The sequence below is a fragment of the Arthrobacter sp. zg-Y820 genome (assembly GCF_030142155.1).
GTDB lineage: Bacteria > Actinomycetota > Actinomycetes > Actinomycetales > Micrococcaceae > Arthrobacter_B.
The window spans coordinates 3,453,411-3,466,454 of record NZ_CP126247.1 but is presented as its reverse complement, the minus strand read 5'-3'; the positions used below and the strand labels follow the sequence as shown (position 1 = coordinate 3,466,454).

Sequence of the window (13,044 nt, the reverse complement as noted above, 5' to 3'; positions counted from 1 at the left end):
GGTTTGTCCTTTCCCGGTGCAGCTACGGGCGTGCGCCCAGTTCCACCGGCTCCTCATCGTTCAGATAGGCGGATTCTGCGTGGGCCGCCATGTCGATGCCCTGCAGCTCGCTTTCCTCCGGGATGCGCAGGCCGATGGTCAGCTGCAGCACCTTCGCGATGACCCAGGTGACCACGAAGGAGTAGACAAGGACCGCGCCGGCAGCCAGCGCCTGGATGCCCAGCAGCTCAAAGCCTCTGCCGTAGAACAGCCCGCTGACGCCGTTGGGCGCGGCCTCGGTGGCGAACAGGCCGATCAGCAGGGTGCCGAGCAGCCCGCCCACGGCGTGGACGCCGACGACGTCGAGGGAGTCGTCATAACCGAGCCGGAACTTCCACTCGATGGCCAGGGAGCACACGAGCCCGGCCAGCAGGCCAATCGCCACGGCGCCCAGCGGGCTGACCGCGCCGCAGGCCGGCGTGATGGCCACCAGCGCTGAGATCAGGCCGGAGGCCGCCCCGAGCGAGGACGACGTGCCCAGCCGCAGCCGGTCCATCAGCATCCAGCCGAGCAGCCCGGCAGCCGCAGCCACTGCCGTGTTCAGGAAAACGACTGAGGCCGCGTGGCCTGCGCTCAGGGCCGAACCGGCGTTGAAGCCGTACCAGCCAACCCAGAGCAGTCCCGCACCGAGCAGCACCAGCGGCCGGCTGTGGGGCTTGCCGTGGGCGTGCGGCCAGCCCTTGGAACGGCCCAGCACCAGAGCCAGTGCGAGCGCTGCCACTCCCGCATTCAGGTGGACGGCGGTGCCGCCGGCGAAGTCGATCGCGCCCAGCTGATTGGCGATCCAGCCGCCCGTGACCGTGCCGTCTTCGCTGCTGAAGGCAAAGACCCAGTGCGCCACCGGGAAGTAGACCAGGGTGGCCCACAGCCCGGCGAACAGCATCCAGGCGGCGAATTTCATCCGGCCGGCGGCGGCCCCGGCCACCAGGGCCGTGGTAACGCAGGCAAACATCAACTGAAAGACTGCGAAGAGTGCCACGGGCAGCGAACTGTCCGGGTCTTCGACCAGCAACTCGGAGAGCCCGAGGAACTCCAGCGGATTGCCCAGCAGTCCCGCCCCCGTTACCGAGTTGCCGAAAGCAGCCGAATAGCCGTAGAGCACCCACAGCACTGCGACGAGACTCGCTCCGCCGAAGCACATCAACATCATGTTCAGGATCCGGCGCGAGCCGACCATTCCTCCGTAGAAGAAGGCGATACCGGGAATCATCAGGCAGACCAACGCGGAACTGGCCAGCAGCCAAGCAGTGTTTCCAGAGTCCATGGAGATGCTCCATTCGGAATGGGCGGCCACGCTGGGCCGGAGCGGCGGGTGGTAACCGTGCTTCTCCCAGAGTGGAGGCCCCGTATTACATCCAGGTTTCCGGGCAGGTTAGCGCTGTGTTAACAACTGCTGGAAGGTTGCTGGACGCGGCCGCGGAACAGCCGGCGGAATACCCGTTCCTACGCCGACAGCGGCAGGCCGCGGCCGAACGAGAGCGCCCGCACCACTTCCACGATGCCCAGCACCACGAGGAAGATGCCGCCGAAGATGACGAACGCCGCCAGCGAACCGACCGGCAGGAAGAGCACCACCACGCCGGCAATGACGCTGATGACCCCGTAGGTGATGGCGTACCACCGCGATCCGCCGCTCTCGATTTCGGTCAGCGCCATGATGCCCTCGATGATCCAGGCAATGCCGATCACCATGCCCAGCACCGTCAGCGAGGCCAGCGGATTGCGCATCGCCACCACGCCAACGACGAAGAGCAGCACTCCGGTGAGGATGTTCAGGACCCGCAGCCCCCCGGACAGCGGCGTGACGATGCCCGTGACAACGCGCACGGCTCCGGAGACCAGGAAATACAGTCCGAACAGGAAAGCAACCACATCCAGCGTCGCCTCGGGCCAGAACAGCACCAAGACGCCCAGCACGATGGAGAGGGCCCCCGTGAGGGCCAGCCCGCCGCGGATATTCCGCACCGCCTTGCGAGTGAGTTCGCTGACATCCAGGTTCAACCCGCCCAGTCCAAGGGCACTTCCTGACATGGACATTTGGAACCTCCCACAAAGTCGGAAAAAGCAAGGTCCCCCGCCCTTGGATTATCCCGCCGGAGGTGTCCGGAACTCTAGGGGCAGGGCCCCTGCAGGCCCCTCCGGCACGGCAGACCGCCGGGACCGGCAGGCCCGCCGAATGTTGGCCGGCCCGTTGTGTCGGACACAGCTGCGGCCGGCCTTCGGTTACGGCAGGTTCAGGAGGCGCTGGACTTCGGCATCCGTGGTCTGGTCGAAGCTCTCGTAGGCCTGCCCAACGGCGGACAATGCGCCGCTCTGCCAGGGGATTACGACGTCATCGGCCACGGCTGCGGCCGCCTCCCCGGCTGTCCCGCAGCTCACCGGAGCAGCTGCCACCAGGCGGGCCGGATTCTGCTCGCGCAGCCCCAGCAGGGCCGCGCGCATGGTGCTGCCGGTGGCCAACCCGTCATCCACCACCAGCACGGTGCGCCCGCTGACGTCCAGGGGATCGCGCCGCATCCGGTAGAGCTTGTCGCGGCGGATCACTTCGAGCAGCTCCACCGAAGCGGCGTCGTCGAACGCCTGGTCCGCAGCGCGCGGATCATGTTCGCGGGAGGACCCGAGGGAGCGCTGCCATTCGGCCAGGACCGCTTCGTTGCGCACGGAGGTGACGGTTCCGGCGAGCCAGGCCAGTGCCCCTGCGGCCAGCTCCGGCTGCAGCGGCACGCCGACTTTCCGCACGGCCACGACGTCCAGCGGGGCCCGCAGCAGTCCCGCCACCGCGGCGGCCACCGGAACGCCGCCGCGGGGGAGACCCAGCACCAGCAGGTTCGGCGTGCCGAAGTACGGCGCGAGTTCGACGCCGAGCTTCCGCCCTGCGTCTTGCCTGTCCCGATATAACCGCAGTGGTGCCATGGCTCTTCCTATGGGGGCCGGGCTTCTCCTGCCACGGTAGGGGCGCCGGCAGCCGGGTGCAAGGCGTTGGCACGGATCGGAGGCCGCGCGGGACAAAGGCTTGAGCTTCGCCAGAGGCGCGTGCCAAAGGTTGCGGCGCATAGCAGGATGGGCGTGGAAAGGTGGACCCATGACTCCCACAGCATTGATCACCGGCGCGACGTCCGGCATCGGCGCCGAATTTGCCCGACAGCTCGCCAACCGCGGCTACAACCTGGTCCTCACGGCCCGGAACGAGGAGCGGCTGAAGGACTCGGCCGAACTTCTGGCCCGCGAATACGCCGTACAAACGGAATACATTGCGGCCGACCTGGCCGATCCCGAGGGCGTGGAGCGGGTCAGCCGGCGGTTGGAGAGGCCGGACATCAGCATGCTGGTGAACAATGCCGGCTACGGCCTGAAGAACGGCTTCGAACGCAACGAGCTCTCCGTGGAACTGGACCACTTGAACGTGCTGGTGGCAGCTCCGCTGGCGCTGAGCCACACCGCGCTGAACACGATGCTCTCCCGGATGGAGGAACCACGCGGCCACATCATCAACGTGGCGTCCGTGGCCGGCTTCATCCCGCGCGGCACCTACAGCGCGGCGAAATCCTGGGTGATCACTTTCAGCCGCTGGGCCAACCTCCACTACGGCGGCCGCGGGGTGCATGTCACGGCCCTGTGCCCCGGATTCGTCCACACCGAGTTTCACCAGCGGATGGACATGGACAAGTCCATCTACCCGGGGTGGATGTGGCTCGACGCCGAACGCGTGGTGCGCGAGGGGCTCGCTGACGCCTTCGCCGGCAAGGGCGTGTCCATTCCGTCCAAGCGGTACAAGGCGTTGGCCTGGGTCGGCGCCCGCGGCCCGAAGGCCCTCGTGGCACGGATCGCCGGCCGCGGCCGGTAGCTCCGCCGCGGCCGGTGGCCCCGCCGCGGCACACCGCGTCATGAAGTGGCTCCGGAGCGCGTCCCGGCCCTAGTGTGGGGGCCCATGACGCGCATCACAGTCCCCAGCACCGCTTACCTGAACCAGCTCGACGCCGAAACGGGTCGCCGGATGCAGACGGCATCGACACCTGAGTCGCCTTTTGCCGGAGCAGCCGCGGCTCTGGCAGCCGTGGTGGAGGCCAAGGTGGTTTGAACCCGCGTTCATTCAGGGCGCCTTCCGGGTGGGGGACTCCGCCACACAGATCCTGACCCCGCTGAACCCGTACATGATTGTGCTCCTCACCATGCTGCGCAAGTATGAGCCGCAGGCCGGACTGGGCACGGTCATCGCAAGGATGCTGCCCTTCACCGTGCTCTTCTGGCTGGCCTGGGTGGCTGTGCTGACGGTGTTCTTCGTGTTCGACCTGCCGCTGGGCCCGGGCAATGGCATTTACATCGACCGCTAGACCTGAAACCAGCGAAAGGCACCTTCATGAGCTCCGCCCGCCCCAAGATCTATGCCCTGCACGAGAACCCCGAGTGGTTTCCCCCGTTTGCCCGCGCCTTTGAAGCCGAAGGCCTGGAGGTGGAGGAATGGCTGCTGACCGACGGCGTCCTGGACCTGGACTCGGTGCCGCCGGAAGGCATCTTCTGGTCCCGCATCAGCGCGTCCTCCGCCACCCGCGGCCACACCCTGTCCAAGGACTACGCCCGGTCGGTGTTGTCCTGGCTTGAGGCGCACGGCCGGCGGACGGTCAACGGCCGGCGGATCCTGGAACTGGAAATGAGCAAGGTCGACCAGCTCACCGCGCTCCGCGCCGCCGGGATCGACACGCCGCGCACCGTTGCCGCCGTCGGCCGCCACCAGATCCTGGCTGCGGCGAAGGAGTTCTCCGCCCCCTTCATCACGAAGCACAACCAGGGCGGCAAGGGCCTGGGGGTGCGGAAATTCGAATCCCACGGAGAGCTGGCGGACTACGTGGCCGGCCCGGAGTTCGAGGAACCCGCAGACGGCATTACCCTCATCCAGGAGTTCATTGTTGCCGCCGAACCCACCATCACCCGGGTGGAGATCGTCGGCGGTGAATTCATCTACGCCATCACCGCGGACACTGCCCGGGGCGGATTCCAGCTCTGCCCGGCGGACGCCTGCGCGATCGATCCCTCCACCGGCAAACCCATCATGCCGCCCGGAGCCACCATTGCCCCGGATGCCGACACCCAGCTCTTCAGCCTGCGGGAAGGATTCGACCACCCCATCGTCGGCCGGTACCTCGACTTCGCCCGGCGCACCGGGCTGGAGGTTTGCGGCATCGAGTTCATGGAAACCGCCGACGGCCGGATCCTCACCTATGACGTGAACACCAACACCAACTACAACGCGGTGGTCGAAGCGACCGCTCCGCGCTCGGCGCCGCGGGCCCTGGCGCAGTATCTGGCCGGGCTCGGCGCCGTGCCTTCCGACAAGTAATTTATCCCTCGGAGCGGCGCGTCGCTATAGTCGGAATTAGCCAAACCGAAGGAGCTTCCGCTCATGACTGCTGCCCAGGAACCGACGTGGGTCAAGAACTACCAGCCCGGCGTTCCGGCAAACATCAAGTTGCCCACCGAGTCCCTGACAGCCATGGTGGAGGACGCCGTCGTCCGCTTCGGGCCCAAGGTGGCGCTGGAGTTCTTTGGCGCTGAGACGACGTACGCCGAGCTGGGTGACCAGATCAACCGCGCGGCGGAAGGCCTGCGGAAGCTGGGTGTGAGCCGCGGGCACCGGGTGGCCATCGTCCTGCCGAACTGCCCTCAGTACCTCATCGCGTTCTACGCCGTGCTGCGCCTGGGCGCCGTCGTCGTCGGCCACAACCCGCTGTACACGGAGCGGGAACTGCGCCACCAGTTCGAAAACCACGGAGCGCAGGTGGCGATCGTCTGGGACAAGGCCGTGGAAAAGATCCAGGGTTTCCCCGGTGACATCGCTGTGAAGACCGTGATCGCCGTGGACATCACCAAGGCCATGCCGCGGCTCAAGCGTTTGGCCCTGCGGCTGCCGGTGCCCTCCCTGCGCCGCACCCGCGCCGGGCTGACGGCTAAGACCGAGAACACCATGTCCTGGGAAAAGCTGCTGAGCACACCCCCGATCGACGCCGCCCATCCGCGGCCGTCCGTGCAGGACCTGGCGGCGCTGCAGTACACCTCGGGCACCACCGGCATTCCCAAGGGCGTGATGCTCACGCACTTCAACCTGCGGTCCAATGCCCTCCAGGGCCAGGCTTGGATGCACGGAGCCGAGGAGGGCAAGGAGACCATTTACGGCGTGCTGCCGATGTTCCACGCCTTCGGCCTGACCCTGTACCTGACGTTCGCCATGCTGACCGGTTCCCGGCTGGTGCTCTTCCCCAAGTTTGACGTGGACCTGGTGCTGGCAGCCGCGAAGAAGTCCAGGCCCACGGTCTTCTGCGCGGTCCCGCCGATCTACGAAAAGGTGGCGTTGGAGTCCAAAAAGCGCGGCATTGACCTGTCCACCATCCGCTTTGCCATCTCCGGAGCAATGACGCTGCCGGCAACCACGGTGAAACTGTGGGAAGAAGTCTCGGGCGGGCTGCTGGTGGAAGGCTACGGGCTCACCGAGTCCTCGCCGGTGGCGCTGGGCAACCCGTTTGCCGAATCCCGCCGCAACGGCACCATCGGGGTTCCCTTCCCGAGCACCGAAATGCGCGTGGCGGATCCGGAGCATCCGGAAAACGATGTTCCCGCCGGCGCTCCCGGTGAGCTCTTGATCCGCGGGCCGCAGGTGTTTGCCGGCTATTGGAACAACACCGAGGACACCGAGGAGGTGCTGCTCGAGGGCGGCTGGCTCCGCACCGGCGACATCGTCACGGTGGACGAGGACGGGTTCGTGAAGGTGGTGGACCGCCGCAAGGAATTGATCATCACCGGCGGCTTCAACGTCTCTCCCAGCGAGGTCGAAGAGGTGCTGCGCAGCAACCAGGACATTGCCGACGTTGCCGTAGTGGGGCTTCCCCGGGCCGACGGCGGCGAGCAGGTGGTGGCCGCCGTCGTGCTGCAGGCCGGAACGAAACTGGACGAAGCCGCGCTCCGGGCCTGGTGCCGCGAGCGGCTGACACCCTACAAGGTGCCGCGCCGCATCGTTGCCGTCGAGGAACTGCCGAAGTCCCTGCTGGGCAAGGTGCTGCGCCGTTCAGTCCGGGAGCTCTTGGCCGATACCAAATAGGGGAAGCGGAACACTACCTATTGACGCTCTGAAGCTGTTGCGTTGGAATAGTAAGTAGGCTTGGGATTCCAGGCCGGGTCGCCAAAAGGGCCCTCACAAAGGCTCATCCGGAGTTTGGCGTGCGCCGTCACCGGCCGATCGGCTCATCATTCCTCCGCCGTTCGTCCTTCGATGCATCCGGCATACTCCGGCCCAACGTGAATAAGCACCGGACAACGGTGAAGGTTCGCAGCTGAAGGAGAACAGCATGATCAGCAATCAGCAAGTCGAAGGCCTCATGGCCGGTTCAGGTAACGTACTGGGTCCCAACGGCGACAAAATTGGCGCGGTTGGAACGTTTTACTTGGATGATCAGACCAACGAACCCGCCTGGGTGACGGTCAACACCGGCCTTTTCGGCACCAACGAGTCCTTTGTTCCGCTTAGCGAGGCAACCGTTGAAGGCGTGGACGTGCTGGTGCCGTATTCCAAGGACGAGGTCAAGAACTCTCCGCAGGTGGAATCCGACGGATCCATCTCGCCGGAGGAGGAAGTGACGCTCTACCGCTACTACGGATTCACCTACGACGACGGCTCGTCCGACAGCAGCTCAATGGGCGCCGGCACGGGCACCATGACCGACAGCCGGTCCGGCACCGGCATCGACGAGGACTTCACGCGCTCCGGTGCGGGGGACTCCTCCGGAACCGTGGGCCACGACACCTCCGGTCCCACCACCGACGACGCCATGACCCGTTCGGAAGAACGGCTCGACGTTGGAACCCAGAGCCGGCAGACCGGCAAGGCGCGGCTGCGGAAATACGTCGTCACCGAAACCGTGACCACCCAGGTTCCGGTCAGCCACGAAGAGGTCCGCGTCGAGCGCGAGCCGATCACTGATGCGAACATCGACGCCGCCACGTCGGGCCCGGAGCTCAGCGAAGAAGAGCACGAGGTGACGCTGCACGCCGAGGAGCCGGTGGTCAGCAAGAAGACCGTTCCGGTGGAGCGGGTCCGGCTCGACACCGAGACGGTCACCGACACCGAAAGCGTGACTGAAGAAGTGAGCAAGGAGCAGATCGACACCGATGTGGACGGCTCACCGCGCCGGTCCGGCAAGTCGGGAACCGACAAGTCAGGCGGATCCGGCTCCGGACACTAGTTCCGGGCACGCCTGATGGGGAAATGATTCACGGACAGCAGCTCCGGCTTCGGCCGGAGCTGCTGTCCGTTAAGGACGGCCCCGCTGGTCGGGCGCCGGGTGCTGAACCGCCACCTGCCGCGCGGTCCGCTCCAGCACCTCCCGGCAGGCCAGGATGGCCGGGCGCCGGCTGCCGGCCCGCCGTGCGGAGGTGAAGATGCTGCGCCGCGGCTTGCCGTCAAGCTCCAGGAGCTGCACGCTCGGCTCCCGTCCGGTCCAGACGAGGTCAGGCATCAGGGCCACGGCGTTGCCGGACTCGATCAGGCGGATCTGGGCCTGCAGGTCGGCGGTTTCGTAGCGGACATCCGGTTCGAAACCCGCCCGCCGGCACGCCTGCTCCGCCCAATGGCGCGAAGCAGCACCCCGCGGCTCCATCACCCACGGCAGCTCCGCGGTGTCGGCCAGCGTCTGCACCGGCGGAAAGCCCGCATGGGGTGCGGCGAGCCGAATGGCATCCGAGGTCAGATGCACGCGGTCCAGCTCCGGATGCCGCACGGCGGCATGCCCGGGGTATTGCTCCGCAATCACCACGTCGAAGTCCCGCGCCCAGGTTTCGTACAGTGCCGTCTCCGGCTCGCGCTGCACCATTTCCACCCGCAGCTCCGGATGCTCCTGCCGCAGGATGGACAGGGCTCCCGGCATGAGGGCCAGGGCCGCTGACTGGAAGACCGCCACCCGGATGCGCCCGGTGACGGTGGTCAGGGACGACGCCAGGTCCGCTTCGGCCCGTTCCAGCGACTCCAGGATGTCTGAGGTGTGGCTGACCAGGATTTCCGCCTGCGGGGTCAGTTGCACTCCGCGTCCGGTTTTTCGCAGCAGCTGCACGCCGACGTCCTTCTCCAGCAGGGCCAGCTGCTGGGAGACGGCGGAGGGGCTCAGGGACAGCGCCTCCGCCACGGCGGCCAGCGTCCCTCGCACCTTAACCTCCCACAGGAGGTTCAGCCGGCGCACATCCAGCAAGGGCTTCCTCCGATGTTTTTCCGATAAACCAAATCATTAGTAAATCTAACTTATATGCGTAAGAAAACTAACCTTTGCCTTACGCAAATTAGCGCGGATACTTGGAGAAGAATCAATCAGTCGCACGTTGAAAAGAGCTGGCCGCCATGAGCAACATCGTCACCGAAACCACCGCCGGTCCGGACGCACCCCAGGCCCTGGCCGGTGAAGCAGTTGCCCTCGTCCGCCGCTGGCTGGCCGAAGCCGCAAGTGTGCCGGTGGACGCCTCGGCAGCCCAGCTCGCCGGAGTCTTGAAGGACCCGTCCGGACTGGATTTCACCGTGGGATTTGTCGACGGCGTGATCCGTCCCGAGGACCTGCGGGTTGCCGGTCGGAACCTTGCTGCCCTGGCGCCCCGGGTGCCCGGCTTCCTGCCCTGGTACATGCGCTCGGCAGTTCGCCTCGGCGGCGTCATGGCCCCCGTGCTGCCCCAGGTTGTCATCCCCGTGGCCCGCAAGGTGCTGCGCCGCATGGTGGGCCACCTGATCGTCGATGCCACCGATGCCCGGCTGGGCAAGGCCATCACCGACATCCGGAAGGACGACGTCCGGCTGAACATGAACCTGCTCGGCGAGGCCGTGCTGGGCGAACGCGAGGCCGGACGCCGCCTCAAGGGCACCCATGACCTCCTGGCCCGGGACGACGTCGAGTACGTCTCCATCAAGGTGTCCTCCACCGTGTCCCCGCACTCGCACTGGGCGTTCGACGAAGCCGTCGAGCACGTGGTGGAAAGCCTGACTCCGCTCTACCGCCAGGCCGCCTCCTTTGCCCGGAAGAAGTTCATCAACCTGGATATGGAGGAGTACAAGGACCTGGAGATGACCATGGCGGTCTTCACCAGGTTGCTGTCCATGCCCGAGTTCAAGGATCTGGAAGCCGGCATCGTCCTGCAGGCGTACCTCCCCGACGCCCTGTCGGCCATGATGCGGCTGCAGGAGTTCGCCGCCGCACGCCGGGCCGACGGCGGTGCCGCCATCAAGGTGCGCGTCGTCAAGGGCGCCAACCTGCCCATGGAACAGGTGGAGGCATCCCTGCACGGGTGGCCGCTGGCCACCTGCGGCACCAAGGCGGAGACCGACACCAACTACAAGCGGGTCATTAACTACGCGCTGCAGCCCGAGCGCGTCGCCAACGTCCGCGTCGGCGTGGCCGGCCACAACCTCTTCGACGTCGCGTTCGCCTGGCTGCTGGCCCAGCAGCGCGGAGTCGCCGACGGCATCGAATTCGAGATGCTGCTGGGCATGGCCACCGGCCAGGCCGAGGTCGTCAAGCGCGACGTCGGATCGCTGCTGCTGTACACCCCGGTGGTGCACCCGGCGGAGTTCGACGTCGCCATCGCCTACCTGATCCGGCGCCTGGAAGAGGGCGCCAGCTCCGAGAACTTCATGTCCGCAGTCTTTGAGCTCAGCGAAAACGAGGCGCTGTTCGAACGCGAGAAGCTGCGCTTCCTCACCTCCCTGGCGGACCTCGATGATGCCGTTCCCGCCTCCAACCGGGTCCAGGACCGCAGCCAGCCGCGCCCGGCAGATTCGCGCGGCGCCGACGCCGCGAACACTGACTTTTCCAACACCCCCGATACTGATCCGGCCCTGCCGGCCAACCAGGCGTGGGGCGGGGCCATTCTGGAGCGCATCGAGGATTCCGTCCTCGGCGTGGCCGCCGTCGCCGACGCGCAGATAACCGACGAAGCGGCACTGACCGCCGTCATTTCCACCGGCGTCGATTCCGCGAAGGGCTGGGCAGCCCTCAGCGGAACCGAACGCGCCGAGATCCTGCACTGCGCCGGAGCCGCTCTGGAGGACCGCCGCGCGGACCTGATGGAAGTCATGGCCGCCGAGACCGGCAAGACGCTGGACCAGTCGGATCCCGAAGTTTCCGAAGCCATCGACTTCGCGCACTACTACGCCGAGCGCGCCAAGGACCTGGAAACCGTCGACGGCGCCCGGTTCATTCCCGCACGCCTGACCGTGGTCACACCGCCGTGGAACTTCCCGGTCGCCATTCCCGCCGGCTCGACCCTGGCGGCCCTGGCCGCCGGCTCCGCCGTCATCATCAAGCCGGCGCGGCAGTCAGCCCGCAGCGGCGCGGTCATGGTGGAGGCCCTCTGGGCAGCCGGTGTTCCCCGCGACGTCCTGCAGCTGGTGCAGCTGGGCGAGCGCGAACTCGGCCGCCAGCTGGTCGCCCATCCGTCAGTGGACCGGGTGATCCTCACCGGCGGTTACGAAACGGCCGAACTTTTCCGTTCGTTCCGCGCCGATTTGCCGCTGCTGGCCGAGACCTCCGGCAAGAACGCCATCATCGTCACGCCCAGCGCCGACTTCGACCTGGCCGCCCGCGACGTCGTCGCCTCCGCCTTCGGGCATGCGGGCCAGAAGTGCTCCGCGGCCTCGCTGGTGATCCTCGTCGGCTCGGTGGCCCGGTCCCCGCGCTTCCGCAACCAGCTGGTCGACGCCGTGCAGTCCCTGAAGGTCGGCTATCCGGTGGACGCCGTGACGCAGATGGGTCCGGTCATCGAGCCGGCCGCCGGCAAGCTGCTGCGCGGCCTCACGGTCCTGGGCGAGGGCGAGTCCTGGCTGATCGAACCGAAGCAGCTTGATGACAGCGGCCGGCTGTGGAGCCCGGGGGTGCGCACCGGCGTGCGCGCCGGCTCCGAGTTCCACCTCACCGAGTACTTCGGTCCGATCCTCGGCGTGATGACCGCAGCCACGCTCGAGGAGGCCATCGCCCTGCAGAACCAGATCGAGTACGGCCTCACCTCGGGGCTGCACTCCCTGGACTCCGCTGAAATGGACGTCTGGCTGGACAGCGTTTCCGCCGGCAACCTTTACATCAACCGCGGCATCACCGGCGCGATTGTGCAGCGCCAGCCCTTCGGTGGCTGGAAGAAGTCAGCGGTGGGCGCGGGCACCAAGGCCGGCGGCCCGAACTACCTGATGGGCCTGGGCCAGTGGGAACCCGCCCCCGCCACCGGCGCCGGTGCCCCCGTCCGTCATCAGGGAGCCGCCAAGATCCTGGCCGCGGCTGTTTCCGGCAGTTTTGCTGCCGACACCGACTTCCTGCACCGGGCACTGAGCAGCGACGCGGCAGCATGGGCCGAGGAATTCGGCACTGCCAAGGATGTCTCCGCGCTGAGCGCCGAACGCAACGTCTTCCGTTACCGGCCGCTGCCCGTGACCGTCCGGCTGTCCGAAGATCAGCCGCTCTCCGCCCTGCTGCGGGTTGTGGCCGCAGGACTGCTGGCCGGTTCCGCGCTGCGCGTGTCCACCGGCGTGGAACTGCCGCTGGCCGTCCGTGCGCTGCTGACCGAACACGGGATATCGGTGGCGGAGGAAAACGACGCCGCGTGGCTGGCCTTTGCCGCCGGTTTCGATCCCGCGCTCCACGGCACCCGCATCCGCCTCATCGGGTCCGGCGCGTTGGCACTGGCGGGGGCCCTGGGAGGCCGGCCGGACGTGGCTGTTTATGCGAACCCGGTCACCGAGGCCGGCCGCGTCGAGCTGCTGCCGTTCCTCCACGAGCAGGCCATCAGCATTACCGCTCACCGCTTCGGAACGCCCAATCATCTGTCTGACGCCCTGATCTAGGGCAGGACCTAAGGTCGGGCAAAAGTCCCGGAAGAGACGGCACCGGGTCTATCCCGGTGCCGTCTTTTGTTGTTACGGTGTGGCCATGGAACTCATTTACGAGTAGGGCCGTGCCCGGACCGGGCCGCCGGAGCAGCCAGTTTGAACTGAGTCAT

The 13,044-nt window shown here is 67.0% G+C and carries 10 protein-coding genes and 1 pseudogene; 7 read left to right on the top strand and 4 right to left on the bottom strand.

What is annotated here, in order from left to right:
* Positions 1-22: 22 nt before the first annotated feature.
* From QNO08_RS15810 to QNO08_RS15800, 3 genes are all read right to left on the bottom strand, one after another.
* Positions 23-1,303, bottom strand: a complete 1,281-nt coding sequence (locus tag QNO08_RS15810; protein ID WP_229966232.1) for an ammonium transporter — start codon at positions 1,301-1,303, stop codon at positions 23-25.
* 179 nt (positions 1,304-1,482) lie between these two features.
* Positions 1,483-2,076 carry an HdeD family acid-resistance protein gene (locus QNO08_RS15805; RefSeq protein ID WP_229966231.1) on the bottom strand — a complete coding sequence of 198 codons (594 nt, stop codon included), beginning with the start codon at positions 2,074-2,076 and terminating at the stop codon, positions 1,483-1,485.
* 186 nt (positions 2,077-2,262) lie between these two features.
* Entirely contained in the window at positions 2,263-2,952 is a 690-nt protein-coding gene (locus QNO08_RS15800; RefSeq protein ID WP_229966230.1) for a phosphoribosyltransferase, read from the bottom strand.
* Positions 2,953-3,121: 169 nt separating this feature from the next.
* Between QNO08_RS15800 and QNO08_RS15795 the strand changes: the two genes are divergently transcribed.
* The 6 genes and pseudogenes from QNO08_RS15795 (at position 3,122) to QNO08_RS15770 (ending at position 8,267) form a co-directional block, all read left to right on the top strand.
* Positions 3,122-3,883, top strand: coding sequence for an SDR family NAD(P)-dependent oxidoreductase (locus QNO08_RS15795; RefSeq protein WP_229966229.1), 762 nt, complete (start codon positions 3,122-3,124; stop codon positions 3,881-3,883).
* 84 nt (positions 3,884-3,967) lie between these two features.
* Positions 3,968-4,117 carry a hypothetical protein gene (locus QNO08_RS15790; protein ID WP_229966228.1) on the top strand — a complete coding sequence of 50 codons (150 nt, stop codon included), beginning with the start codon at positions 3,968-3,970 and terminating at the stop codon, positions 4,115-4,117.
* Positions 4,113-4,370 (top strand): annotated as a pseudogene (locus tag QNO08_RS15785) (AbgT family transporter); the annotation flags it as partial. The gene QNO08_RS15790 and the pseudogene QNO08_RS15785, both read left to right, overlap by 5 nt.
* 26 nt (positions 4,371-4,396) lie before the next feature.
* Positions 4,397-5,374: an ATP-grasp domain-containing protein gene (locus QNO08_RS15780; protein ID WP_229966227.1), complete on the top strand. Its 978-nt coding sequence runs from the start codon at positions 4,397-4,399 to the stop codon at positions 5,372-5,374.
* Positions 5,375-5,437: 63 nt separating this feature from the next.
* Positions 5,438-7,126 (top strand): long-chain-fatty-acid--CoA ligase, encoded by a 1,689-nt coding sequence (locus QNO08_RS15775; protein WP_229966226.1) that lies wholly within the window; start codon positions 5,438-5,440, stop codon positions 7,124-7,126.
* 247 nt (positions 7,127-7,373) lie between these two features.
* On the top strand, positions 7,374-8,267 hold the full coding sequence (locus tag QNO08_RS15770) for a YsnF/AvaK domain-containing protein (RefSeq protein ID WP_229966225.1): 894 nt from the start codon (positions 7,374-7,376) through the stop codon (positions 8,265-8,267).
* 69 nt (positions 8,268-8,336) lie between these two features.
* On the opposite strand, the gene QNO08_RS15765 is transcribed toward QNO08_RS15770, so the two are convergent.
* Entirely contained in the window at positions 8,337-9,266 is a 930-nt protein-coding gene (locus QNO08_RS15765; RefSeq protein WP_229966224.1) for a LysR substrate-binding domain-containing protein, read from the bottom strand.
* 146 nt (positions 9,267-9,412) lie between these two features.
* Here QNO08_RS15765 and QNO08_RS15760 point away from each other — a divergent pair, with 146 nt between their 5' ends.
* On the top strand, positions 9,413-12,889 hold the full coding sequence (locus tag QNO08_RS15760) for a bifunctional proline dehydrogenase/L-glutamate gamma-semialdehyde dehydrogenase (protein WP_229966223.1): 3,477 nt from the start codon (positions 9,413-9,415) through the stop codon (positions 12,887-12,889).
* Positions 12,890-13,044: the final 155 nt, after the last annotated feature.

Bases quoted from the DNA above. Each gene is read 5' to 3' on its own strand.
- QNO08_RS15810 (WP_229966232.1), bottom strand. From the start codon at position 1,303: ATGGACTCTGGAAACACTGCTTGGCTGCTGGCCAGTTCCGCGTTGGTC.
- QNO08_RS15805 (WP_229966231.1), bottom strand. From the start codon at position 2,076: ATGTCCATGTCAGGAAGTGCCCTTGGACTGGGCGGGTTGAACCTGGAT.
- QNO08_RS15800 (WP_229966230.1), bottom strand. From the start codon at position 2,952: ATGGCACCACTGCGGTTATATCGGGACAGGCAAGACGCAGGGCGGAAG.
- QNO08_RS15795 (WP_229966229.1), top strand. From the start codon at position 3,122: ATGACTCCCACAGCATTGATCACCGGCGCGACGTCCGGCATCGGCGCC.
- QNO08_RS15790 (WP_229966228.1), top strand. From the start codon at position 3,968: ATGACGCGCATCACAGTCCCCAGCACCGCTTACCTGAACCAGCTCGAC.
- QNO08_RS15780 (WP_229966227.1), top strand. From the start codon at position 4,397: ATGAGCTCCGCCCGCCCCAAGATCTATGCCCTGCACGAGAACCCCGAG.
- QNO08_RS15775 (WP_229966226.1), top strand. From the start codon at position 5,438: ATGACTGCTGCCCAGGAACCGACGTGGGTCAAGAACTACCAGCCCGGC.
- QNO08_RS15770 (WP_229966225.1), top strand. From the start codon at position 7,374: ATGATCAGCAATCAGCAAGTCGAAGGCCTCATGGCCGGTTCAGGTAAC.
- QNO08_RS15760 (WP_229966223.1), top strand. From the start codon at position 9,413: ATGAGCAACATCGTCACCGAAACCACCGCCGGTCCGGACGCACCCCAG.